This is a genomic window from Thermomicrobium roseum DSM 5159, from assembly GCF_000021685.1.
GTDB classification, from domain to species: Bacteria; Chloroflexota; Chloroflexia; order Thermomicrobiales; family Thermomicrobiaceae; genus Thermomicrobium; species Thermomicrobium roseum.
Map to the genome: position 1 here is coordinate 1,882,286 of NC_011959.1, position 23,752 is coordinate 1,906,037.

Consider the following 23,752-nt stretch of genomic DNA (forward strand, 5'->3'; position numbering starts at 1 on the left):
ACCGCCCTCACATTTCCCGAATACGCAGGTATCGCTCGAGATCAGGGAGCGACTGGACAATGAGCACGGCAATCGCCACCAGAAAGAACCACCTCACCAGTCGTCCCAACATGATGAACCTCCTTTCTCTTCGACAGACGTGCCGACGAGTTCTGCCAACTGCTCGAGCACGAGCTGAACCGCCTGGTCGACTGCTGCGGCAACTGGCGGTGTCAGCTCCATTCCTTCTTCGACCGATCCTGGCTCGCAGCCGATCAATCGGACTCGGACGGTGCGGCCGCGCAGTGCAGACAGAGCGAGCAGCGCCCGGTCCGGCGTCAGGGCATGTGGGTCGAGGAGCATCGCTTCCCCGACTAGGTCGGGCGATTGCGGTTCCAAGTCGAGGACATAGAGCGTTCCCGGCGGACCGCCACGTGAGGTCGCGTCCACCAGGAGAATCGCATCGTAGTCGTTGAGAAGTTCATAGACCAGGTGCACGCTCCTGATTCCAAAGTCGATTGCCGTCACCCAGGGAGGAAGCGACTCGCGCTGCAAACGTTGCAGCACCGCCGAGCCGAACCCGTCATCGCGCAAAAAGATATTCCCGATCCCGGCAATCAAGGCCCGTGGCATTCCCGCTCTCCCGACAGAAACTCGAGCTCATCCAGGGTGAAATAGCGAAACCGTCCCCACGCGCGGAGAAGGTCCGCATCAGGGTCATCGGCGAGCGTAACTCCGAAATAGGTCGTGCCGGTGATGTCGGTGCGCACCTCCTCGATGATCGCCTCCTTGCCATCGAGAAAAAAGTCCTGGATATCACCTCGGCCGAGTTTGGGACGCAGCCGAACTCGTTGACCCCGCAGCATGCCCTTCGGGTGTTGTGCAGTGGTCGTGTCCAGCGAGCGCAGGGACCGGATGGCCCCGTGCAGTTGCTGCAGCGCAGCGGGAGCCAGCGCCTCGAGGTGGTCGAGCAGCTCCGCGATCCGGGGGTCGGTGGCTCGTGCCTCGCGCTTCTCTTCCTCGGTCAGTAGGAGAGTCCGTTGGATGAGCAGCTCGTCGATCTCCGTCCCATCGTAGAGGAGACGCGGGCTCTCCGGGGCGATCCGAGGGTAGTCCTCGAGGATGATCGGGGCAGCGAGGAGCATCCTCCGCTCACCGGGCTCGCCCACCAGGACCGGCCAGAGCCCTTGGCTGCGACAACGCTCTGCCGTCGCTTTGAGCGGTGGCGGCGGATCGATCATCGAGATGAAGGAGCCATCGGTGACACCGAGCAACAGGTGTGTCCCGACGAATGCAAAGCGGACCGCCTCAGCGCGGACCGGCTCGGCATCGTGCGGCCACGGCGTCTGGTTCTCGATCCGGATCTGGATGACACTCGCTCCTGGATGCAGCGCGGTTGCCTGGAGAGCGAGGACACCGGAGAGCGGCTCACGGCGACGGAGGACACGGCCCGTCACCGTGCCGCTCTCATCGGTCAGCATCATCGTGTCCCTTGTCCCATCGAGCTGAAAGGGGACACGGCACTCGGCCGACAGAAGATCCTGCAGCTGTCCCTCCCAACATACGAGACGCTCGACGCCTTCGTCCCAGGTGACGTGCAAGACATCCCCGACCTGAAGTGCCGGAACCGGCAGGAAAGACCCATCGCGCGTGCGCGCCTCGACCTGGCGGCTTTCCAGCTGCAAGAAACGTGCCATGATACACAAGTGTGCGGTCGGATCGCCTTCGACGATGGACTCGGCGTGCAATGCCCACTGCTCGCCAATGGCCTGCCGCGCATAGCCGGGGGGAAACACCACCCCGAACTGCCAGCGGTAGCGATTCTTGCGAGCCGAGGCGCGGTACGGATAGAGCGCGTAGCCCTCGTACAGAACCGCGTCGGCAATCGCCATGGCCCGCGAAAAGTCGATCACGCTCATGTCTCACCCCGTTCGGCTGCGGCCAGGAGTGCTGCCATCACGCTTTCCCAGGTAGGAAGTCCCCGGCTCGCCTTGAAGCGTTGGAGCGCTGCGATCGTCTCTCGCGAGAGCCGGATCCAGCCACTGTCCGGGAAGTACGCATCCAGCATCGCCTGCCAGACCTGTACAGGGAGGCGATACTGTGTCTCGCTTTCCCAGGACAACAACTCCGCCGTGATCCCCTGCGATCCGTTGAGAAAAGCGGAGCCACTGAAGAGAAGGAGGAAAGGAATCTCTCCCTGCTCGAGCACGGTGCAGAACCTGCTGGCAGCGACCTCGAAGTCGTAGGTACAGGTTACCGGCATCTCGACTTCCGTGCAGCCGCTGAAGCGAGGGACCACACAGGTAACGGAAGCGAACGGGAAGGGGCGGAGCGTCTGGTGCCACCGTCGTGGCTCGTCGAAGAGGTCGCGCAGCGCAAGGCGCTCCGTGTCCGTATAGCGGCGGAAGCGCGGATCGATCTGGATCTGGCAGCGGAGGAGCATCCCTTCGACCGTCGCTCCCGTCTCTTCCGCGATCGCTAAGCGGAAGACGAGCGTCGGCACGGCGGCGTACGGTTCCGGTCGGACATCGAGGCAGTGGAAGCGGAATCTGGCCATGCGGCTTACTCCTCACACCGAGAGTGGAGACGGTCGAAAAACTCCTCCAACAGCGCGTCGAGGTCGGTCCGGTTCGAGGGCAGGCGGAGCCGGGCGACAAGCTCATAGCAGACGTCGATCGGGACGAGAAAGGTGACTGCGCCGACGGCGCGGCGCCAGCAGAGGAGGGCCTCGACGTCAGGTTGCAGGAGCGAGCGGAGCGCTGAGACAATGGGTACGCCGTCAGGTAGGAACGACTCGGCCAGCCCCTGAGGGCTGGGATAGCAGACCGTGATCCGTCCGGTTCCGGAGTGGAGAAAGGCGAAGGCGAGCTGAACTGGGCCACAGATGACCCCCGTCCACTCCTGGACCAGTGTGGAATCGCGCACCGCTCGATAGCGCTGCGGGACAGCACAGAATCGCCCGCGCCCAGCGCCTCGTGGCAGGAACAGGAGGTAGCAGGCACGGCAGGCGCACCGCAACCGCCGGTCGAGGAGTCCGAGCACGTGGCCATGCTCCGGGCCGAGGGTCTCACCACAGAAGTCACAGGATTCCCCATCGCTGATCGCTCGGACCCGTCGACGCACCGCGCGGATCAGCGCGAGGGCGGCTTCCGTCTCATCCGGTTGCGCAGTTCGTCGTTCCTCGGCCATCACCCCGCTTCCTCTCATCGGGTGTCCCTGCGGGAGGCAACCCGAGAGGCAACGACCGGTGGGCAGAGCAGCTCTCCCGGTTCCCAAGCTGGAGAGCTGTTCTTAGATCTCTGGCAACATTGTCGGCGAATGGACCTGCTTGATCACCTTCCCGTTGCCCAGGTACATATGCACGCCGCAGGGGAGGCAGGGATCGAAGCTGCGCACCGTGCGCATGATGTCGATCCCCTTGAAGTTGTCCGGTCCGTTCTCCTCGAAGATCGGCGTATTCTGGACCGCGTCCTCATAGGGGCCGGGGGTGCCGTAGATATCCCGCGGGTTGGCGTTCCAGGGCGTGGGTGGCCACGGCTGGTAGTTCGCGATCTTCCCGTCGCGGATCACCATATGGTGGGAGAGAACTCCGCGCACCGCCTCGGTCCAACCGCAGCTGATCGCCTCCTTGGGGACCTCGAAGGGAGTCCAGACCTGCGTGTTGCCGCGCCGCAGCTCGTCTAGTGCCTTCTCGACGAAGTAGAGCGCTGCTGCCGCGGCGTACGCCTGGAAGTAGGTGCGTGCGCGGTCACGCTCGATCGTGTTGCTCCACTGGGGGATCTTCCACTCGAAGGTCATCTCCGGCATCGTTGCCGTCTTCGGCAGGTTGATGATGACACTGGAGCCGGTGGCCTTGATGTAGCCGATGTCGACGAGCCCGGAAAGGGCCGTGGACCACAAGCGGGCGATCGGTCCCCCGCCGGTATCGAGCGCGAGGTAGTTCTCGCCATCGAACCAGCGCGGTGACATCACCCACGAGTACTTGTCGCTGAAGTCCCGCTTCTGTGGCTTGGGAATCGTGTGGACGTTCCACGGATGACGGCGGTCCACCGGGTTGCCGAGCGGGTCGCGGGTGACGAACATCTCCTGATCTTCCCAGTCCTCGTAGTACGAGCTCCCGAGGAGGATGCGGATGCCGAGGTTGATCTGCACGAGATCGTTTGTCACCAGCTTGCCATCGACGATCACTCCGGGGGTGACGAACATGCGGCGGCCCCACTCGGTCATATGCTCGTACTTGAAGTCACAGTACTCCGGGTCGTTGAAGGCTCCCCAGCAACCGAGCAGGATGCGGCGCCGGCCGACCTCTTCGTACCCAGGCAGGGCCTGGTAGAAGAAGTCGAAGAGGTCGTCATGCAACGGAACGGCCTTCTTCATGAACTCGATGTAGCGCATCAAGCGGGTCAGGTAATCCGTGAAGAGTTGGACTGTCGGCACCGTCCCCACACCGCCGGGGTAGAGCGTCGAGGGATGGACATGGCGGCCTTCCATGAGACAGAACATCTCGCGCGTCATCCGGCTCATCTGCAGGGCCTGGCGGTAGAACTCGCCTTCGAGCGGATTTAGCGCGCGCATGATGTCGGCGATGGTGCGGTAGCCGTGAAGATGTGCGTGGGGTGCCGCGGTTTGCTGTGCCTTCTCCCAGACGCTCGGATTGGTCTCCCGCACCATCCGCTCGCAGAAATCGACCCCGACCAGGTTTTCCTGGAAGATATTGTGGTCGAACATATACTCTGCGGCTTCGCCGAGATTGATGATCCACTCCCCGAGCGGTGGTGGCGCGACACCATAGGCCATGTTCTGGTTATAGACCGAGCAGGTCGCATGGTTATCGCCACAGATCCCACAGATCCGGCTCGTAATGAAGTGAGCGTCGCGCGGGTCCTTCCCCCGCATGAAGACGCTGTAGCCGCGGAAGATGGAGGAGGTGCTATAGCACTCGACCACGCGGCGCTGCTTGAAGTCGATCTTCGTGTAGATCCCGAGACTGCCCACGATGCGGGTGATCGGGTCCCAGGACATCTCGACGAGTTCTCGGGTCGTGCCTGCCTCTGCCATCGGTCCGCTCCTTCCCTGTCAAGCCTGAGGTGCCGGCTGCCTAGTCATAGCGAGTCTTCTCGTACCCGGTGGCCAGCTCGCTCCCCTTGCGGCGCCACTTCGGCTCCTTATCGACGGTCTGTAAGGTGATCTGCCGGAGACCGCGGATCACGGTACCGTAGACTTGGCTCAGCGTCCCGGACACGACGCTACCCGGTGGGGCATCCATGAAGGGCATGAACTTGTCGGGGAACCCCGGCATGGTGCAGGCGATGCAGATACCGCCCACGTTCGGACAACCCCCGATCCCGTTGATCCAGCCACGCTTCGGCACGTTGCACTTCACCACCGGACCCCAACAGCCGAGCTTCACCAGGCACTTCGGCGAGCCATACTCGGTGGCGAAGTCTCCTTCCTCGTAGTAACCCGCTCGGTCACAGCCCTGGTGGACCGTCGCGCCGAAGAGCCACTTGGGACGGAGTGCCTCGTCGAGCGGGATCATGGGAGCGCGTCCAGCTGCTTGGTAGAGGAGATAGAGGAGCGTCTCGGCCATGTTGTCAGGGTGGATCGGGCATCCCGGCACACAGACGACCGGGATGCCAGCCTTGGAGCGCCAGTTCCAGCCGAGATAGTCGGGGACGCCCATCGCTCCGGTCGGGTTGCCGGCCATGGCGTGGATGCCGCCATAGGTCGCGCAGGTCCCAGCGGCCACGACCGCCCAGGCCTTCGGTGCCAGCCGGTCGAGCCACTCGCTCGTCGTGATCGGTTGTCCGGTGGCGGGGTCATTGCCGAAGCCGCACCAGTATCCCTCGCGCTTCACTGCCTCGTTGGGAATGGAGCCTTCCACGACGAGGATGAAGGGCTCGAGCTCGCCGCGCTCGGCCCGGAAGAACCAGGAGAGGAAGTCCTCGCCCGTTGCGTAGTCGATCAGAGGCCAGTGGAGATGCACGCGTGGCAACCCGGGCAGGGCACCAAGCGCGATCTCCTCGATCGTCGGCTGGGTCGCCGCTGTGAGGGCCACGGAGTCACCGTCGCAACTCAGCCCGGCGTTGATCCAGAGAATGTGAACCTCCGGCACACTTTCCGTCATGCGGGCAGTCATGAGGCACCTCCCTTATTGGACCGATGGTGGTCTGGTTGCCTGATATGATATCAGTCACATTCCTGCTTGTCAATCGGGATGCCACAGCGGTGAGCCTCGTTCGGCGGTGGATGCGCCCTGCCTAGCCGCTCTCCCCGCCGCATGGGCGGGATCGTCGCTGGCTGCCGTGCTGGTGCACGGATGGCCTGCCGCCCATGTGGATGGGCCAGGCGTCCCCTCTTGCGAGCAACGAAGTCGCGTGTGCCTGTGCCGGTCCGTGCTGGCGGATAGGTGGCCTTCGCTTGCTCGGTTCGGAGCCTGCGCGGGTGGGCTGGGCGGCGTTGCCTGCTGCGTTCTCGTCCCGCAAGGCTGGTGCATGCACGGAGAAGGACGAGCAGCGATTTCCCGCTCTCGTCGATGGACGGGGTGCGAGCGCGGCGACGGAGTGCAATCCTCCTTTGCGGAAAGTGCCTGGCGGGGATGCGCGGGGAAGGGTAAGCCGGTGCAGCGCCGCTGAATGGTGCTGGCTCCCTTCCCTGGCGTCGGTTAGCTGTCGCGACACTCCACCTTGCTTGCGGTGCCCCTGCGCCCGTGCGCTCCGACCGCCATTTGGCTGGGATGAGCTGAGCGGGGTATCCTTACAAGCGGGCAGTCCCCCACTCGACGGTCGTCCGCCGATCCGCGTGACGACCTCGTACATTACCAAACGATGCATCGAGGAGAGGCGCAGCGATGGAGATCGTATTGGTGGTCGCTGCGGCGATCGTGGCAGCGATCGCTGCGGCAGTCGGAACGTATCTGTACTTGCAGCGGGCAGCGCGCTCGCGCCTGCGAGCGACGGGAGACGAGGTGCGGCGACTCCTCGAGGAGGCCGAGGCACGGCAGCGCGAAATCCTGTTGGAAGCCAAGGATGCGGCCCTCAAGTTGCGGGAAGAGCTCGAGCAGGAGTACCAGCAGCGGCGCCAGCAGGTCGAGCGCTTGGAGCGGCGACTGCAGGCTAAGGAAGAGCAGCTCGACCGGCGTCTGGAGAATCTGGAGAAGCGGGAACGCAAGATCCAGGCTCAGGAGAAGGAAATCGAGGAGCGCTTGCAAGACGTCGCTCGGCTCGAGCAAGAGCGACAGGCGGAGCTGCAGCGGGTGGCGCAGCTGTCGCTGGAGGAAGCGCGCCAACTGGTCATCCAGCAAGCGATCGAAGAGGCGCGCGAAATCCTCAATCGCCAGGTTCGTGAACTCGAGCAGCAGGTTCGCGAGGAGGCGCACCAGCGTGCCCGCATGATTCTGGCAACGGCGATTCAGCGAATCGCCTCCGAGTATGTCGCGGAAGCGACGGTGACCGTTGTCCCGTTGCCGAGCGACGACATGAAAGGACGCATCATCGGCCGGGAAGGGCGCAACATCCGCGCATTGGAGCAAGCGACGGGCGTCGACCTCATCGTCGACGATACGCCGGAAGCGGTGACGCTTTCGTCGTTCGATCCGGTCCGCCGGGAGATCGCCCGGCGTGCACTCCTGAAGTTGATCCAGGACGGCCGAATCCACCCGGCGCGGATCGAAGAAGTCGTCGAGAAGACGCGTCAAGAAGTCGAGCAGATCATCTGGGAAGAGGGAGAGCGGGCTGCGCTGGAGGCGGGAGTCCAAGGGCTGCATCCGGATCTCATCCGCTTGCTGGGTCGGCTCCGCTTCCGCACGAGTTATGGCCAGAACGTGCTCCAGCATTCGATCGAGGTCGCGTTGATCGCTGGAGCGTTGGCAGCTGAACTCGGGGCCGATGTCAATGTGGCCAAGACTGCGGGACTTCTCCACGATATCGGCAAGGCGGTCGATCACGAAGTCGAGGGACCGCACGCGCTGATCGGTGCCGATATCGCTCGGCGTCTCGGCCGCTCGGCCAAGATCGTCCATGCGATCGCGGCGCATCACGGTGAAGAAGAGCCGCGGACCGTCGAGGCGTTCATCGTTGCCGCGGCGGATGCAATCAGCGGGGCTCGGCCGGGGGCACGGCGCGAGATGCTCGAAGCCTACATCAAGCGGCTGGAGGCGCTGGAGAGCGTGGCGACCTCCTTCCCTGGTGTGCAAAAGGCCTACGCGATCCAGGCAGGGCGCGAGGTTCGCATTCTGGTCAAGCCGGACCAGATCGATGACTATGGCGCGTTGCGGCTGGCCCGCGATGTCGTCAAGAAGATCCAGGACACGCTGGACTATCCCGGACAGATCAAGGTCACGGTCATCCGCGAGACACGCGCGATCGATTACGCGCGCTAGCGAGTCCGAGCCGGTACCCCGTTTGGGGGTACCGGCTCTTTCGTTTGCGCGATTCTGGCTCCCGAACAGCCCGGCCTCGCCCAGCCGGCGGATCGGCCGCACAGTGCGCACTCGGCCCTTTTGCAGGCGTCGGTGGCTGAGTGTCCTCGTGTGTGCGAGAGCGTCTTCGGCGCATCGAGCGGGCTGTGTGCGCTACCGGTGCCGGGATTTTCCTCTTGCGGGGGAGTGCTCGGTGTGTTATAGTGAATGCAATAGCCGAGGGTATCGCGCGCGTGGTCGAGGCGACAGCGAGGGCCTGTCTCCCCGGACTCATCTCGGCGGCGAATCCCCAAGGCTAGAGTGAGTCGAGTCCAGTGGGGCGGGGATCATGCTCCGTACCCACAAGAAGTCCTAAGGAGACCCACGAGATGAGTTTCGGGTTCACAGACAAGGTCCTGACTTGCCGCGACTGCGGCACCCAATTCGTCTTCACGGCTGGCGAGCAGCAGTTCTACGCGGACAAGGGTTTCACCAACGAGCCCTCCCGCTGTCCGACGTGCCGCCAGGCTGCCCGGGCCAGGCGCTCCGGGCGCGGAGACGCCCCAGCCTACCGCAGCCGCGAGCCGCGTGAGGCACGCCAGGATCGGCCGATGTACCCGGCGATCTGCAGCGACTGTGGTCGCGAGACGATGGTTCCCTTCCTGCCCCGGCAGGATCGACCTGTCTATTGCTCCGACTGCTTCCGCGCACGCCGCACGGTCTCGTCCGGCTACTGATCGCCAGTTCACACTGAAGAGAGTACCGCCCGGTTGCCCTCGCCGGGCGGTATCGTTTTGCTCAACGCCGTCGCAGGGGCACACCGCCGCGATTGAGCGCTTCCACCGTCTTCGATCCCTCCAGGTAATGGACCGTGATCGCGCCGAGCGTGATCTGATCGCCGTCCCGCAGGATCGCCTGCCGGACGGGCGTGCCGTTGATCCTGGTGCCGTTCCGGCTCTCGCGATCGTGGAGTTCGTATCGGCCGTCCGGACGCCGGACGAGTTCAGCATGATACGCCGAAACCGTCGGGTGATCGATCACGATGTCGTTGTTCTGGTAACGGCCGATCCGGATACGTTCCTGTTCGAGGAGCACCGTTTTCCCCGGCATCACGAGGCGTGGAGTGTTCTGGCGTCGCTGCCGCGCTCGTGTCCCGAGCGGACGAACCAGTGCCTCCCAAACAGCAGCTACCCGCTGAACGAGCCCCGGGGCGAGGAGCGCGACCGGTGCTGCCAGAACGAAAAAGATCGCTGCCCCGGAGACCATCGTCAGCGCATCGTGTCCCCAGCTTTCCGCCGAACGAGCGATCCAGACGAGTTCGATGATCCAGATCACGATGAGCACGAGGAACACGAGACCGAGCCAAACCTGCGCGCTCATCGTTCGTCCTCCGCCTTCCCTGTCCCGGGCTGCGGTGGCTGGGCCGCTCCCTCCTGGCCCTGCTCCCGGTGAGGCCCCTCGATGCTCTCCAGTATAGCGCTGTCGTCTCCCTCCGAGATGCCCAGGACAGCGACGACCGCAACGAGCGCATCGAGGCCAGCGGCGCCACTGGCAGCGAGTCGACGGATCACGCGTCGGAGTTCACGCTCGATCGCCTGACGGCGCTGCGTGCTCGTGAGCGCGGTGGAGCTCGCCTGCCAGCCCAAGGCCAGTGTTTCGAGCACGGTACGGGCATGCGCTGGGGTGAGTTCTTCGGTGACGGTCGCCAGCAGCGCCCAGCCGGCCTCTCGCGGCTTGGGCTGTGCTGCTGCGAGCGTGACGGTGGCCAAGAGGACTTGGGCACCCAGTTTCGCCGGAACGCGCTCGAGCAGGAGCGGTGCCAGATCGCTGACGAGTTCCCAGGCGAGATCGGCACCGAGTCCAGTCAGCTGCGCGAGTTCTCGCCGATAAGCGGCGATGCTGCTGTCGCCAGTGAACCAGCGGGCCCACTCGGCGGCTCGCTGGTGGCGTTCGGTTGGAGAACGGGGACGGCGCAGGATCCTGGGCATCCGTCGGTCAGCCAGCAGAAAGCATGGTCGTGCTCGGCGTCAGAGCGGCACGGCGCACTGCCCTCGTTGCGAAGAGGAGCGCGAGGCTGCAGACCAGGCCGGCCGCGAGCGGCAAGCGTGGATCGAGTTCGTAGAGGAACCCAGCGAGGAACGGGGCGACCGTCGTGCCGAGGCCGCCGAGGATCTCAGCCAGCGCGAACACGCGCGAGCGCAAGTGCTCCGGTGTGATGATTCCGAAGACCGAATAAAATGCCGACCAAGCGACCAGAAACCCTCCACGCAGGAGGTAGGCGACGACAAAGACGCCGAAATCGCGCCCGAGCAGGATGAGCGCAAAGCCTGCTGCCACCGCTCCCGTCGCCACCAGGAGCGTATTGAACGGGTCTTGCAGCCAGCGGTTGCGATGGACACCGATGCTCAAGAGCGTGCTCCCGCAGGCAGCGATCGAGCCGAGCCAGCCGATCCGTTCGAGACTGACCCCATGGACCTCCTGAAGGTAGTTCGGCGCGAGGACCCAACCGAGCATCATGCCGCCGATCGTCGCCACCATGAGCCCGGCTGAAAGAAGGATCGAGCGGCGATACAGGAGTTCTCGATACGATCCACCGGCTGTCGAGGCAGTCGCGTGCTCGGGGACACGCACGGTCGCGAAGGTGGCCGCGGCAGCAGCCGTGGCGAGACTGGCAGCGACGAGCGTTGCACGCAGTCCCCAGCGCTCCGCCAACCAGCCAGCGGCGGCCGGAGTCAGGATCGTGGCGATCGAAGGAGCGACGGTGTAGATCATCGTGAAATAGCGGGTGCGCTCCTCGCTCGCTCGGCCGAGACCAGCGATGAGCGTGCTCAGCGCTGGAAAGGCGATGACACCAGCATTGATGGCGATCAGTCCCGGGAAGAGTTGCCACCATTCGCGGACGAGTGCGCAGAGGATGAAGCCGAGCGCGGCGACGGCGCGCATCCCAGCCACCAGAAGCCGCAGCGAAAACCGATCGACGAGCCAGCTGGAGGGGAGCAGGAAAAGCAGGCGCAAGACGCCGGACGCACCGATGACCAACCCGATTTCGGCTGGTGACGCGCCGAGCGACGCGATGTAGAGAGGCCAGAGCGTAAAGAAGAAGCCGATCGCTCCCTCGTTGAAGAGTGATCCGGCAAAGAGCCGCCACGCCGTTGCTCGGGTGGCCGCCGTTTCCATGACGACGTCGTCTCCCATCCCGCCCCCAGCCTATCCGCGGTAGTATACGGAGACGTGGTCAGGCGCGAGCAAGCGCCGCCTCGCAGCGGTGTCCGCTGCCGGATCGGAGCACGCCGGCGCCATCGATGCCGGCGGCGGTGCGCAGGAGTCCTGGCCAGACCATGTCGCCCACCATCCAGGTGGGCGAGCGAGCCGATTAGAGAAAGGAACGTCAGGCCATGATCGATCTCATCAGCGATACCGTGACGCGACCGACTCCGGCGATGCGCCGGGTAATGGCCGAGGCGGAGGTCGGCGACGAGCAGCTGGGTGAAGATCCTTCTGTCAATCGCTTGCAGGAAATGGTGGCCGAACTCACCGGAAAGGAAGCAGCGCTCTTCCTCCCGTCGGGAACCATGTGCAACCTCGTCGGAATCAAGGTCCATACTCAGCCAGGTGACCGGATCATCATCGAGCGAACGGCCCATCCGGTGACGTCGGAGGCCGGGGGACCAGGACTGGTGTGCGGTGTGCTGACGTACCTCGTCGACGGTGTGCGCGGTGTCTTCACTGCGGAGCAAGTCGAAGCAGCAGCCGATCCCGGGGATGGCGTTCACACGCCACCGACGACGCTGGTCTGCATCGAGAATACCCACAATCGGGGCGGTGGGAAAATCTGGCCGATCGAGACGCTGCAGGCGGTGTGCGCCACCGCGCATCGGCTAGGTCTCAAGGTGCACATGGATGGTGCTCGTCTGCTCAATGCTGTCGTGGCGACTGGTCTACCGGCCGCGACCTGGTGCCGCTCGGTCGATACCGTTTGGATCGATCTCTCCAAAGGACTCGGCTGCCCGGTCGGCGCGGTGCTGGCTGGCGACGATGAGACGATGCGGTTGGCCCGCCGGTACAAGCAGATGTTCGGCGGCGCGATGCGTCAAGCTGGCATCTTGGCCGCCGCAGGCATCTACGCGCTCCAGCACCATGTCGAGCGATTGGCCGAGGATCATGCGAATGCGCGGCTCCTCGCCGAAGGGCTGGCGGAAACTCCTGGGATCGGCCTCGATCCCGCTGAGGTGGAAACGAACATCGTCTTCTTCGACGTCCAGAACACGGGAATGACGGCTGCAGCCTTCACCGAAGCACTGCTCGCCGAAGGCGTTCGGATGGGTGCGGTCGGCCGCTACCGCGTGCGAGCGGTGACGCATCTCGACGTGACGCGCCAGGACATCGAGCGGGCGATCCAGGCAGTCCGCCGGGTCGTTCTCGGGCGCCGCTGATCGATTCGCTCAGCGGCGGATGCCGACGAAGCGCCAGACATCGAGTTCCGGGAGCGGTGCGCCCAGCTGGGTGAAGAGCACCGCGAGCTGCGACCGGTGATCGCAGCCGTGCACGATCGCTTGTGCGACGATCGCCGCGGCCGGGACCGAGACGGGTCCGAAAACGGCCGACGTGTACGAAATCACCCGGTCACCTGGAACGCTCGTCGCGAGCTCGAGAAGTTCGCGTCCAGTGCGCTCGAGCGAGGTGACGATCTCGTCGAGCGAGGCATCGGCCGGAAGGTCGACCGGCTCTTCGCCGCGCAAGCGCGCGACGTACAGCGCTTCTGCCCAGGCGAGATGCGCCAGAGTCGCCCGGACCGATCCATAGACACCCGGCGGTGGCGGCGCATCGAGCAGGGCGGGATCGATGGATCGGCAGTGCTCCACGATGAGCCGGTTGGCCCAGTGGTTGAAGCGGAGTAGTTGCGTCAGCGTTTCCATCGTCGCTCCTCTCCCGGTGAGCGCGCGACTGTCGACAGCGTCGAGCCGATGCTACCGCAGCGGCGGTTGTCGCGTCGATGAGCGACGAGCAGCGACTCGCTCACTCGCTTGGCCCCCAGACGATGACCTCGTTGTTCCGGTCGAGACCGAGCGCGACAAAAGTCGGCCAGGACAGCTCGATGACCCAGCGGCTGCGCCAGGCGGCGACGTGACCGGGTGCGACTGTGTCACCGATGGTGCACCAGAGCGCCTGACCGTTGGCGATGAGCAGCAGGCGTTGACCGGGGCGGAAGTCCGGGTGGACGCAATAGTAGCCGTGCGGATCAGGCGCAGCATCGGCTACGGCGCCTCCCCAACTCGCGTAGGCTGCCAGCGTGCGCTCCCACCAGCTGACATCGTAACTCGGGTCATAGAAGGCAGCATGTCCGCGCCCGATTTCGGTCAGAGCTGGGCCACTCGGCAAGGGGGCACCGGGCGGAAAACGCTGACGGAGATAGTCGGCGGTGCGCAGGACTTCTTCCGGACGCGCACTGCTGCCGGAGGCGGCGAGATAGTGGGCCAGTCCGCCTTCGAGGCCGGCTTGGGCGATCGCCTGGGCCAGCAACGGAGCAGCCCGGCGCGCGTTGACGCTCGGATCGAGCGGGTATGGTTCGCCGGTCAGTCGCTCGCGCGGGACGAGCAGCAGGCCGAGCCCTCGCGAGTTCGCTGCGAGCGGATCGTTTTGGGTGAGCACGGTGGCCAGAGCGACCAGGAGATACGGGTCGACTCGTACGGCGCGAGCGGCCGAGACCAGCACTTCGCCGAAGGGCATGCCACTGGCGAGTGCTTGGACTTCCGGGTCCGGGGAAGCGGCGAGCCCTCGCCAGAGCCGGTAGTGGAGTCCGACGTTGCCCCATTCGACTTGCCAGCCGGGGGGATTGGCAGGGTCGTAGGTCAACACGCGTCGCTCGAACGCCTGCACCAGGACGAGTCGCTCGGCACCGGCGACGCGTGTCTGCACCCAATACGGCTCGGTGAGCGGATAGCCGGTCAGTGCCAGCCACGGCAAGGGCAGGTGCTGCAGCGCCTCCCAAAAGACGCTCGGGATGTTGTGCCCACTGGTGGACTCGTAGACGGCGATGCGGACCGATGACTCCGGCACAGCGTCGGGCACGACCCGGCCATCGCGTCGGAGGGCAGCGGTCACCAGCTGACCGGTGCGGTCAGGCGCGCGGTGCTCTGCGGCCGCGTCGCCGAGCGTGGCGACTGCTCGGAGCGATGCGTAGGTAGGAGCGATGTCGTTCTGGGTCACGTCTCCCGCGAGCGGGATGTCGGCGGGTGCGACCGGGACGAAGCGCTGGTCTCCGACCTGGAGCGAGCCGGAAATCATGTCGCGCACCAGTAAGCCGAGCGTGAGCTGCCCGTCATCGGCAGAGGCCGGGTCGTTCACCTCGACGCGGGCCTTGTCGAAGTAGTAGACGAGGCGAGCGCCACCTGGTGCCTCCTCGTATGGCTCGGTCGCGATAGCCCGGATGGCGGGACCGAGCGTCCAGCTGGGACCGTTCCCCTGATAGCGAGCGAATCCGTCCAACTGAACCCAGAGTGCGGCGACGGCTGGGATCGCTGTCGTGGGATCGTCGCTCCGTGTCGGTGCCGCGGCAACTGGCGTGGCCGAGGCGAAGAACACGAAAATGACCAGCATGAGCAGCTGTTTCGGCGCTGCTCGCATCCCTTCCCTCCCTTTTCCATCTCGTTCATGCCGATTGCAAGATGCGATCGGCAGATAGCTGGGGACGCCTCTGGTCCCACAGCGCACGAGCCGGGAGTATACGAGTGCGTGCAGCCGGTGTCAAATCTGAGAACCAACTATGAATTAGATGATCGCCGTTCTCTGCGAATCCGTGCACGGTCGTGTTCGAGTGGAAGAATCGAGGACAGAATGGCTATGAACAGTCTCTGAATAGAATGAGGATAGTTCTTTGTATTCTCCGCGGACCTCGATCCGGCTGGATCGTTACAATCGATCCGACGGACTGCTGGACGACGAGGAGGTCTTGCATGGCACGGCTCGACGACGCCACGATCGCGTCCCTTCTCCAGGAGATCCCTGGTTGGGAACGCCAGGGGGATGCGCTCGTTCGCACCTACGTGTTCAAGAACTTCCGGGAAGCCATGGCGTTCGTGAACCGCGTGGCCGAACTCGCTGAGGAAGCGCGCCATCACCCGGATATCACGATTCGGTACAACCGCGTGCATTTGCTGCTCACCACCCACGAAGCAGGGGGAATTACCGAGCGCGACATCGCGCTGGCTCGCAAACTGGCAGAGTTGGCAAGCTAGCGTGAGCGAGCCAACAGGTCGGCGATCGCTTCCCAGGAGAGGACGGTAACGACCCGATCGGCTGCGGCGAGTTCGGGGAAGGGCTGGCGGGCGACGGCCAGGACGCGCAACCCTGCTGCGCGTCCCGCCGCGACTCCAGCTGGCGAGTCCTCGACAGCGACGCTCCGTCCGGGCGCGACCCCGAGCCGGCTGCAGGCGGTGCGATACGGCTCTGGGTCCGGTTTCCCGGCGCGGACGTCCTCTGCCGTGACGACCGTCGTGATCCGGCCCATCAGGCCAGCGGCGCGGAGTGCCCAGTGCGCCTCGACAGCCAGCGCTCCGGTGACGAGAGCGACCGGATAACCAGCCTCGAGCGCGGCGTGTACTGCGGCGATCCCATCGGTCAAGAGGTCGACGCGACCTGCGGCCAAGAGTTCCTGATAGAAGTCTGCTTTGCTTTCCAGAACCGGTTCGAGCCAGCTGGCGGGGATGCCGAGCGCGTGCATCGCCGCCGCGATCGCTTCCCGGTCAGGTCGGCCGATCATCTGGCTTCGGTAGAGGTCTTCGGTGAGTTCGGGAAGGCGCAGGTGACGGAACGCCTGGCGCGTGGCCTCGAAATGCGCCTGCTCGCTGTCGATGAGGACACCGTCCAGATCGAAAAGAACACCACGGTCGTCTCGGCTCATGCATCCACTCCCTGCACGCGCTCGTGCCGAGTCCAGCATACTTGTTTTCGAGCGCAACGCGACGGCGCTCGAAAGCGAGGAGATGGACGATGACGACCGCACGCGTACGGGTTCGCTTCGCACCGAGCCCGACTGGTGACCTCCACGTCGGTGGTGCGCGGACCGCGCTGTTCAATTGGCTCTTCGCTCGCCAGCACGGTGGTGCCTTCATCCTGCGCATCGAAGATACCGACCAGGCGCGCTTGGTCGGTCAAAGCATCGCCGGCATCATCGAGGGGTTGAAGTGGCTCGGACTGGAATGGGACGAGGGCCCGGATATCGGGGGACCGTACGGTCCCTACATCCAAAGCCAGCGTCTTCCCCTCTATCGAGAGCATGCTCGCTGGCTGGTCGAGCACGGCCACGCGTATTACTGCTTCTGTACGCCGGAGCGCTTGGAGCGTGTTCGCCAGGAACAGCGGGCGCGCGGGGAGCCGCCGGGCTACGATCGGCACTGCCGTTTCCTTCCACCGGAAGAGGTGGAAGCACGACTGGCCCGCGGTGAGCCAGCAGTGATCCGCTTCAAGATGCCCCTCGAGGGCGTCACGACGATCGTCGATCTTTTGCGTGGCGAGATCACCTACGAGAATCGGTTGCTCCAGGATCTCGTCCTTCTCAAGTCGGATGGTTTCCCGACGTACCATCTCGCCAATGTGGTCGACGACCATTTCATGGAGATCTCCCACATTCTCCGTGCGGAGGAGTGGATCCCGTCCGCACCGCTTCACGCGCAGCTCTATCGCGCTTTCGGCTGGGAGATGCCAGTGCTCTGTCACCTTCCGCTCATCCTGAGTCCGGATGGAAAGGGAAAACTGTCCAAGCGACATGGCGCGACGGGAGTGCTGGAGTTCAAGCGCCTCGGCTATCTCCCCGAGGCGATGATCAATTACCTGGCACTGCTCGGTTGGGCGTACGATGCCGAGCGCGAGATCTTTTCCCGCGAGGAGCTGATCCAGCTCTTCCGGCTGGAGGAAGTCAATCCGCACCCAGCCCGCTTCAATTTCGAGAAGCTGCTCTGGATGAACCAGTACTACATCAATCATGTCCTTTCGGTCGACGAGTTCGCGCGACGCTGTGTCCCCTTCTTACGCGATGCTGGGCTGGTCGGGCCGGAAGCAGACGATCCGGCGAGCCCTGCTTTCGCCTATGTCCGGGAAGTCGTCGCGCTGGTCAAGGATCGGGCCAAGCTGCTCAGCGAAGTACCGGATCTGACGCGCTTCTTCTTCGCCGACGTCGAAGACTACGACCCCGAGCTCTTGCTGCAGCGCAAGGTGGAGCCGGAACGCGTGCTCCAGGCGCTGGACCGGGTGATCGCGACGTTGCGCCAGGCCAACTTCGCTGACGAGACCGATCTCGAGCAGCGCTTGCGGGGCCTCGCCGAGGAACTCGGACTCAAGACGGGGCAGCTCTTCATGCCCATCCGGGTTGCGGTGACGGGGCGCACGGTCTCGCCAGGACTCTTCGAGACCTTGCGCGTGCTCGGCGCGGAGCGCTCGCTGGAGCGACTGGCACGGGCCCGCGAAAAGCTCGCCGCCTACCTCGCGGCACGGGCGAGCAGCGCGACGGCGTGAGAAGCGAACGAGCCGATGAGCCGGAGAGGGCGGAGGGATCAACCGGCGAGCAGCATGTCGCAGAGCCCGAAGGTTCGCGGGCTCGCGATCGCGCTGCTGGTCATCGTCGTTGGTCTGGTCCTCCAGCTCTCGATCGTGCTGCTCTCCGGTGGAGCGATCGGACTCACCCAGCTCAGCTTAGGACTCCTGGCCGCGGCACCGCTGGTTGGGGCTGTGGCTGGTGCGCTCTGGCTGTTCCGGCGTCTCCGCTCCTGAAGCGGAGACTCATCGCCGCACAAAACTGTTGCGTTTTTGTAACGCTTTCCCCTTGCTCGAGGGTGCGCGATGGGTATCCTGTAACTAGGCCCCGACGATTCGAGGCCGGGAATCCGAAACCCGCAAGGGGAGTAGGAAACCCGAACCGAGGATCGTCGGGGCCTTTTCTTTTGGGTTTGCCTCTCGCTGCCTCCTCGCGCTGCCCTACCGTCGTCGTGCAGGCCGCGTCGCCCGGGCTCTCGGCTCCGTCCGGCATCGGAGGCGCCAGCGAGATCGCCGAGCGCGCGGGGGACGTGAACGGACGCGAGTCACCTCACGCCGTGGCTCTCGTGGTGCGAGGAGCGGCCCTTGCATCGCTCCGACGGAGATGCCACCGGCGGAATCGTGTGCGCGCTCCATCGTGCGACTGGCCTCAGCGAGCCAGGGCGGATGGGCGATGCGCGGCGCACCGGCCTGTCGCATGGTACAGTCCTTGCCGACGGGGCAGGGTGTCCACGCGGGCGGACACCGCGATTGCCGGCTGGCCGAGTGGAGCCGGTGTGGTTCCTGCCTCGCTCGCTGGCCTGGTGATACCAGGGTCGATCACCGCGCGGAGCGCGAAAACCATGGAGTTCTGTCTCGATCTCTCGCCCCACCGCTGGGCACGGGCACAGGATCCGCGCGCTGCGGTGAACTGGACGCTCGAGACGATCGCCGCGGCGGATCGCGCGGGTCTCCACTCGGTCTGGCTGAGCGAGGACCCTGATGGGTGGGATGCGATCGCGGTTGCCAGTGCAGCAGCGGGACGCAGCGAGCGGATCCACCTGGGTACGGGCGTGACGAGCGCGCTTCTCCGCCATCCCGTGCAGATCGCGATGGCTGTCGCGACGCTGGACCGGCTGAGCGGTGGGCGGGCCTTTCTCGGTCTCGGTCGTGGGCAGCCGGAGTTCTACGCGTATGGTCTCGGCATTCCGGCTGATGCGCCGCTCGCGACGATGCGGGAGGCGATCGCGCTGCTCCGGCAGTGGTGGCAGCCGCCGTATCGGGCGTCGCTGGAAGGAACGCGGTTCCGTGTCCGCGATTGGCCCCTCAGCATCGCTCCGCTCCAGGAGCATCTCCCCATCTATCTCGCGGCGCTCGGTCGACAGGCTCGCCAGCTTGCCGTCCGATCAGCCGATGGCATCCTGATCGCGGACTTCGCGAGCGAACACTTTCTGGCCCAGCTGCTCCCAGCGCTGCACGCTGATCTAGTGGCAGCCGGACGCGATCCGGCCTCGTTTCCGGTTTTCCTCCGCGCGAACCTCGTGATGACGGACGATCCGGAGCCGGTGCTCGAGGAACGCAAGCTCCCCTTCGCGTTGCTCTGCACGCTTCCCGGTATGGCCCAGCAGGTCATCGTGCCGGGCTTCGATGTCGAGCGCCTCATCGTTGAGCTGCGCCGCCTCCTGCGGATCGACGACCTCCTGCGCGCGGGACGCCCGTGGCACGATATCCGGCGCTCGGTCGATCCAGCTCTCGTCCGCCAGCTGGTTCCGACGGAACTCGTCGCTCAGCTCTGTCTCATCGGGCCGGCGCGGGATCTCCGGCCTCGCTTGGCTCGTCTCGCAGCGCTCGGGGTGACGCATGTCTTCCTGCGGGCGCTGCCCGAGCCCGATACCGAGGCCTACCGTGCCGTCGTGCGAGCACTCCTCACCGTTCCAGCGGAACGGGAGTCGTGAAGCCGTTCGCGGCCAATCGCCCTGCTCGTTCCGGGAGGCTAGTCCCGATCCGTTCCTCCCCGGGAACGGCGAGAACGAATCGCCTGTCTCCGCGAAGCGCTGTCACCGCCTGCTCGAGCAGGATCTCCTGATAGATCGCCTCATAGGCGTCGGTCATCGCGATGCTGGAGAAGTGCTGCTCGACGTGTCGGCGGCAAGCTGAGCGATCGATCCGCTCGATCTGCCGGACCTTCTCGACCATCTCGTCGAGCGTCTTGCTGTGGCAGATGTACCCGGTCACGCCATCGATGACGATCTCTTCCACGGCGCCACCCGGGAAGGCCACGACCGGAGTGCCACAGGCCATCGCTTCGGCGAGAACCAGGCCGAAGGGTTCAGGCCAATCGATCGGGAAGAGGAGAGCGAGCGCACCGCCCAAGAGTTCGGCCTTCTGTCGCTCGTCGACCTCTCCCAGGTACTCGACACCAGGGGTGCCGAGCAGGGGCAGGAAGTGCGCTTCGGCCCAGTCGCGGTCCGCAGGGTCGATCTTGGCTCCGATCTTTAGCGGGAGTCCCAACCGTCGTGCCACCTCGATCGCCCAGTCGGGGCGCTTCTCCGGTGAGATCCGGCCCACGAAGGCGAGGTACGGGGGATCCTGCGGTTCCGGTCGGAAGGGAAAGTTTTCCAAACGGACGCCATTGTAGACCGTACCGACCCAGCGGAGTGGCAAGTCAGCCAAGGGTGCTCGTTGACTCCGGCTGATACTGATCAAGCGCTGATCGGTGAAGCGACTGAGCACACGCCGCGTTTCCGGCATGTCCAACCGACCGTGCAGGGTGGTCACCGTCGGTGTCGTGACGGTGCGAGCGAAGGGGAACGTCAAATAATCGACGTGGGAATGAATGATGTCGAACTCGTCAGCGTGCGCGTACACCTCTTCGAGCATCGCAACGTGCAGCGCGATCGGATCTCTCGCCCCCGCCAGGCGCAAGCCGGAGGGAGCCATCGGGATCAGCCGAGCACTCGTCTGTGAGTCTGCTGTCGCGAAGAGCGTCACGTCGTGCCCACGCCGGACGAGCTCTTCGACCAAGGCAAAGACGACTCGCTCGGTTCCGCCATACAACTTGGGTGGGACTGCCTCGTACAGGGGCGCGATCTGCGCGATCCGCATCCTCTCCACCTCCCATCCCTGAGCGTCGTCGTGCTTTCGAAGAACAGGTCGCTGATGGAGCAGCGAACCAGCACAGAACGCCAACCACTGGAACATAACGCATTGAGCTTGTCCATGTCAAGGGCACCGAACGACTCGACGCAGCCTCTGCCCCATCCTGACCGCTAGAATGCGGGCGAAGGGAGGCTTCCTCGATGCTCGAGAGCACGCTCACGCATCTCGTCTGTACCGGGTGCCAGCGCACCGTCTCGGCTGACGAATGGCATGGAACGTGCCCGGATTGCGGTCACGTCTTGGCTGCTCGCTACGATCTGGAGCGAGCCCGCTGGACTTTTCGTCCTGCCGAGCTGGCTGCTCGCCCCTGGACACTCTGGCGCTATGCGGAACTCCTGCCGGTGTGCGATCCCCGCTTCCGGCTCACGCTGGGCGAGGGTGGCACACCGCTCCTTCCCGCGCCGCGGCTCGCTCGTACGTTGGGGTTGCGGCGGCTTTGGCTGAAGGACGAGAGTCGGAACCCCACCGGGAGCTTCAAGTCTCGCGGTCTGGCCGTCGCGGTGAGTCGGGCGATCGAACTCGGTGCTCGCGCGGTCGCCTTACCATCGGCCGGGAACGCTGCTGCCGCGCTCAGCGCCTATGCAGCGCGCGCCGGCATTCCTGCTTTCGTCTTTCTCCCGATGGATACGCCGCCGAGCATCGTCCGGGAATGCCTGGCCTACGGTGCTCGGGTCTACCGCGTGCGTGGCCTCATCACCGATTGCGGGCGCCTCGTGCGTCGCTTCGCAGCCGAACGCGGCTGGGCCGATCTCTCGACGCTCCGCGAGCCCTACCGTGCCGAGGGCAAGAAAACGATGGGGTTCGAACTCGTCGAACAGCTCGGTTGGCGCCTTCCCGACGTCATCGTTTATCCGACCGGTGGGGGAACCGGCATCGTCGGTATGGAGAAGGCCTTCGCCGAACTCGCGGCGCTCGGGCTGCTCGCTGGTTCACGTGCGCGTTTCGTCATCGTCCAGCCAGAGGGGTGCGCACCACTCGTGCGGGCCTTTCACGAGGGCGCCACCCGGGCACGACCGTGGGAAGGAGCGCAGACGATCGCGCCCGGCCTCCGTGTCCCAGCGACCATCGGGGACGAGCTCGTTCTCGCAGCTGTACGGGCGAGCGGTGGCACAGCGGTAGCGGTGAGCGATCAGGAACTTCTCGAGGGGACGCGGATCCTGGCGACCGACGAGGGCGTGCTCGTCTCGCCGGAGGCCGGGGCGACCGTCGCGGCGGTTCGGCAGCTCAGGGCCAACGGGTGGCTCGCGCCCGATGCCGAAGTAGTGCTCTTCCTGACCGGCAGCGGGCTCAAGCATCCGGAACTCCTGCCTGCCGACGAGCAGTGCCCGGTCCTCGAGCCGGACGCTGACTCGCTGCCCGATCCGCCGGTCGGCTGAACCGGCTGGACTCGGTGAGAGCGTGACAGCGCTGGGCTTCAGTGGAGGGGCTGACAGCGTGGGCAGAACACGCTGCTCCGGCCAGCGATCCGGATCCGCGCGAGTCCGGTTCCGCAGCGCGGGCATGGCGTCCCAGCCGGCTTGCCGTATACCTGGAGCCGGGACTGGAAGGAGCCGGCTCGTCCTTGACCGTCGCGGTAATCGCGGATGGTGGTTCCGGCGTTCTCGATCGCTGCCGACAGGACAGTGCGCAGCGCCACCAGCAGCCGCTCGACCTCGTCCAGGGAGAGCGTCTGGCAGCGCCGTGCTGGATGGAGGCGCGCCTGGAATAAGGCCTCGTCCGCGTAGATGTTCCCGATTCCGGCCAGGAGCGCTTGATCGAGCAGTGCTGCCTTGATCGCTGTCCGACGCTCGCGCAGGCGCGACCAGAGCGCGCGTGGGTCGAGGGTCGGATCGAGCGGCTCGGGGCCGAGTCGCGCGGTGAAGGTTTCCCACCCTGCCTGATCGAGGAGAGCGATGCGCCCGAACCGCCGGATGTCCAGATAGCGAAGCAGGAACCGTTGCCGCTGATCGACGAGCGACGGGGGCAAGGGTCGCAGCGAGCGCAGGACCAGCGCCAGGTGACAATGCTTGCCTGGGGCGGTAGCGGGGTGGCTGAGTCGGAGTTCCCCCGTCATGCCGAGATGGATCACGAGCCGGTCACCGTCCTCGAAGCGAGCAGCGAGATACTTCCCGCGCCGTTCGAGTGCGACGATGCGGTGCCGGCGCACGCGGCGGGCGAAGACTGGCCAAGGATCGAGCAGAATATCCTCGGGGTGCTCGCCGCGGAGCGCGCCGATGACCAGCGCGCCGATGAGAACGGGCGCCAGGGTGCGGCGGATGGTTTCGACTTCCGGTAGCTCTGGCATATCGACCTCACGAACCGAGGAGGGAAGGGAATGGCTGATTTCTGTATCTTCTGTGAGATCGTCGCTGGTCGCCAGCCAGCGCGCCTCGTCCATCAGGACGAGTCGGTGACCGTCTTTTGGGATATCCATCCCCAGGCGCGGATTCACCTCCTCGTCGTCCCCAACCAGCATATCCGGTCACTGGCCGAAGCGGAGGAGAGCGATCCGCTCTTGCTCGGACGCTGCCTGCAAGTCGCTGCCAAGGTCGCGCGCGAGCACGGGCTCGACCGGAGCGGCTACCGGGTGGTGACGAATGTCGGCCCGGATGCTGGCCAGAGCGTCTTCCACCTGCATTTTCACGTACTCGGTGGAAACCGGTTGCGTCTGCCGCTCGGCTGATCGCCTCGGCGAGCGCTCGTGCGGAGATGCCGCGCCGGAACACGTTC

General features: G+C 65.2%; 24 protein-coding genes. 9 read left to right on the forward strand and 15 right to left on the reverse strand.

The annotated features are described in order from the left end of the window. Positions 1-7 precede the first annotated feature (7 nt). The 7 genes from TRD_RS15375 to TRD_RS08780 form a co-directional block, all read right to left on the reverse strand. Complete coding sequence (locus TRD_RS15375; RefSeq protein ID WP_420806789.1) at positions 8-112, reverse strand: DUF6893 family small protein; 105 nt, start codon at positions 110-112, stop codon at positions 8-10. Next, positions 94-612, reverse strand: a complete 519-nt coding sequence (locus TRD_RS08755) for a hydrogenase maturation protease (RefSeq protein ID WP_015922815.1) — start codon at positions 610-612, stop codon at positions 94-96. Before TRD_RS08755 ends, TRD_RS15375 begins: the two co-directional genes overlap by 19 nt. Next, positions 597-1,898, reverse strand: coding sequence for a hypothetical protein (locus tag TRD_RS08760; RefSeq protein WP_015922816.1), 1,302 nt, complete (start codon positions 1,896-1,898; stop codon positions 597-599). The genes TRD_RS08755 and TRD_RS08760 overlap by 16 nt, the downstream gene beginning before the upstream one ends. Beyond that, positions 1,895-2,536 carry a DUF6084 family protein gene (locus TRD_RS08765; RefSeq protein ID WP_015922817.1) on the reverse strand — a complete coding sequence of 214 codons (642 nt, stop codon included), beginning with the start codon at positions 2,534-2,536 and terminating at the stop codon, positions 1,895-1,897. Before TRD_RS08765 ends, TRD_RS08760 begins: the two co-directional genes overlap by 4 nt. 5 nt (positions 2,537-2,541) lie before the next feature. After that, positions 2,542-3,168, reverse strand: coding sequence for a DUF5947 family protein (locus tag TRD_RS08770; protein WP_052294091.1), 627 nt, complete (start codon positions 3,166-3,168; stop codon positions 2,542-2,544). 102 nt (positions 3,169-3,270) lie between these two features. Continuing rightward, entirely contained in the window at positions 3,271-5,037 is a 1,767-nt protein-coding gene (locus tag TRD_RS08775) for a nickel-dependent hydrogenase large subunit (protein WP_015922819.1), read from the reverse strand. A 40-nt stretch (positions 5,038-5,077) separates the two neighbouring features. After that, positions 5,078-6,118: an NADH-quinone oxidoreductase subunit B family protein gene (locus TRD_RS08780; RefSeq protein ID WP_015922820.1), complete on the reverse strand. Its 1,041-nt coding sequence runs from the start codon at positions 6,116-6,118 to the stop codon at positions 5,078-5,080. 711 nt (positions 6,119-6,829) lie between these two features. On the opposite strand from TRD_RS08780, the gene rny reads away from it, so the two are divergent. Together rny and TRD_RS08790 are read left to right on the forward strand one after the other, a co-directional pair. Continuing rightward, on the forward strand, positions 6,830-8,359 hold the full coding sequence (rny, locus tag TRD_RS08785; RefSeq protein ID WP_015922821.1) for a ribonuclease Y: 1,530 nt from the start codon (positions 6,830-6,832) through the stop codon (positions 8,357-8,359). 407 nt (positions 8,360-8,766) lie between these two features. Next, positions 8,767-9,114 carry a zinc-ribbon domain containing protein gene (locus tag TRD_RS08790; RefSeq protein WP_015922822.1) on the forward strand — a complete coding sequence of 116 codons (348 nt, stop codon included), beginning with the start codon at positions 8,767-8,769 and terminating at the stop codon, positions 9,112-9,114. A gap of 61 nt (positions 9,115-9,175) precedes the next feature. Here the strand turns inward: TRD_RS08790 and TRD_RS08795 are convergent, their stop codons facing one another. The 3 genes from TRD_RS08795 to TRD_RS08805 are packed head-to-tail and all read right to left on the reverse strand — an operon-like array spanning position 9,176 to position 11,572. After that, the gene (locus TRD_RS08795; RefSeq protein ID WP_015922823.1) at positions 9,176-9,757 is read right to left on the reverse strand and encodes an FHA domain-containing protein; all 582 of its coding nucleotides are present in this window, start codon (positions 9,755-9,757) and stop codon (positions 9,176-9,178) included. Continuing rightward, positions 9,754-10,365: a hypothetical protein gene (locus TRD_RS08800; RefSeq protein WP_015922824.1), complete on the reverse strand. Its 612-nt coding sequence runs from the start codon at positions 10,363-10,365 to the stop codon at positions 9,754-9,756. Before TRD_RS08800 ends, TRD_RS08795 begins: the two co-directional genes overlap by 4 nt. A gap of 7 nt (positions 10,366-10,372) precedes the next feature. Beyond that, positions 10,373-11,572 carry an MFS transporter gene (locus TRD_RS08805; protein WP_015922825.1) on the reverse strand — a complete coding sequence of 400 codons (1,200 nt, stop codon included), beginning with the start codon at positions 11,570-11,572 and terminating at the stop codon, positions 10,373-10,375. Positions 11,573-11,772: 200 nt separating this feature from the next. Here TRD_RS08805 and TRD_RS08810 point away from each other — a divergent pair, with 200 nt between their 5' ends. Then, positions 11,773-12,810 (forward strand): threonine aldolase family protein, encoded by a 1,038-nt coding sequence (locus TRD_RS08810; RefSeq protein ID WP_015922826.1) that lies wholly within the window; start codon positions 11,773-11,775, stop codon positions 12,808-12,810. A 9-nt stretch (positions 12,811-12,819) separates the two neighbouring features. On the opposite strand, the gene TRD_RS08815 is transcribed toward TRD_RS08810, so the two are convergent. Beyond that, positions 12,820-13,293 (reverse strand): DinB family protein, encoded by a 474-nt coding sequence (locus tag TRD_RS08815; protein ID WP_015922827.1) that lies wholly within the window; start codon positions 13,291-13,293, stop codon positions 12,820-12,822. Positions 13,294-13,393: 100 nt separating this feature from the next. Further along, positions 13,394-15,001 carry a hypothetical protein gene (locus tag TRD_RS13750; RefSeq protein ID WP_015922829.1) on the reverse strand — a complete coding sequence of 536 codons (1,608 nt, stop codon included), beginning with the start codon at positions 14,999-15,001 and terminating at the stop codon, positions 13,394-13,396. 329 nt (positions 15,002-15,330) lie between these two features. On the opposite strand from TRD_RS13750, the gene TRD_RS08825 reads away from it, so the two are divergent. Beyond that, positions 15,331-15,612 carry a 4a-hydroxytetrahydrobiopterin dehydratase gene (locus tag TRD_RS08825; RefSeq protein WP_015922830.1) on the forward strand — a complete coding sequence of 94 codons (282 nt, stop codon included), beginning with the start codon at positions 15,331-15,333 and terminating at the stop codon, positions 15,610-15,612. Here TRD_RS08825 and TRD_RS13755 read toward each other — a convergent pair. Next, the gene (locus TRD_RS13755) at positions 15,609-16,277 is read right to left on the reverse strand and encodes an HAD family hydrolase (protein WP_015922831.1); all 669 of its coding nucleotides are present in this window, start codon (positions 16,275-16,277) and stop codon (positions 15,609-15,611) included. The two genes, TRD_RS08825 and TRD_RS13755, sit on opposite strands and share 4 nt — an antisense overlap. 89 nt (positions 16,278-16,366) lie before the next feature. Here TRD_RS13755 and gltX point away from each other — a divergent pair, with 89 nt between their 5' ends. The 3 genes from gltX (at position 16,367) to TRD_RS08845 (ending at position 19,839) form a co-directional block, all read left to right on the forward strand. Further along, positions 16,367-17,887 (forward strand): glutamate--tRNA ligase, encoded by a 1,521-nt coding sequence (gene gltX, locus TRD_RS08835; protein ID WP_015922832.1) that lies wholly within the window; start codon positions 16,367-16,369, stop codon positions 17,885-17,887. Positions 17,888-17,941: 54 nt separating this feature from the next. Continuing rightward, complete coding sequence (locus TRD_RS08840; RefSeq protein WP_015922833.1) at positions 17,942-18,142, forward strand: hypothetical protein; 201 nt, start codon at positions 17,942-17,944, stop codon at positions 18,140-18,142. Between the two features lie 605 nt (positions 18,143-18,747). Further along, on the forward strand, positions 18,748-19,839 hold the full coding sequence (locus tag TRD_RS08845) for an LLM class flavin-dependent oxidoreductase (protein ID WP_143714674.1): 1,092 nt from the start codon (positions 18,748-18,750) through the stop codon (positions 19,837-19,839). Here TRD_RS08845 and TRD_RS08850 read toward each other — a convergent pair. Beyond that, entirely contained in the window at positions 19,811-20,989 is a 1,179-nt protein-coding gene (locus TRD_RS08850) for a glycosyltransferase family 4 protein (protein WP_143714675.1), read from the reverse strand. The genes TRD_RS08845 and TRD_RS08850 overlap by 29 nt on opposite strands. A 194-nt stretch (positions 20,990-21,183) precedes the next feature. On the opposite strand from TRD_RS08850, the gene TRD_RS08855 reads away from it, so the two are divergent. Next, complete coding sequence (locus TRD_RS08855) at positions 21,184-22,419, forward strand: threonine synthase (protein WP_015922836.1); 1,236 nt, start codon at positions 21,184-21,186, stop codon at positions 22,417-22,419. 38 nt (positions 22,420-22,457) lie between these two features. Here TRD_RS08855 and mutM read toward each other — a convergent pair whose 3' ends face one another. Next, the gene (gene mutM, locus TRD_RS08860) at positions 22,458-23,327 is read right to left on the reverse strand and encodes a bifunctional DNA-formamidopyrimidine glycosylase/DNA-(apurinic or apyrimidinic site) lyase (RefSeq protein ID WP_015922837.1); all 870 of its coding nucleotides are present in this window, start codon (positions 23,325-23,327) and stop codon (positions 22,458-22,460) included. A gap of 30 nt (positions 23,328-23,357) precedes the next feature. On the opposite strand from mutM, the gene TRD_RS08865 reads away from it, so the two are divergent. Next, positions 23,358-23,705, forward strand: coding sequence for a histidine triad nucleotide-binding protein (locus TRD_RS08865; protein ID WP_015922838.1), 348 nt, complete (start codon positions 23,358-23,360; stop codon positions 23,703-23,705). Positions 23,706-23,752: the final 47 nt, after the last annotated feature.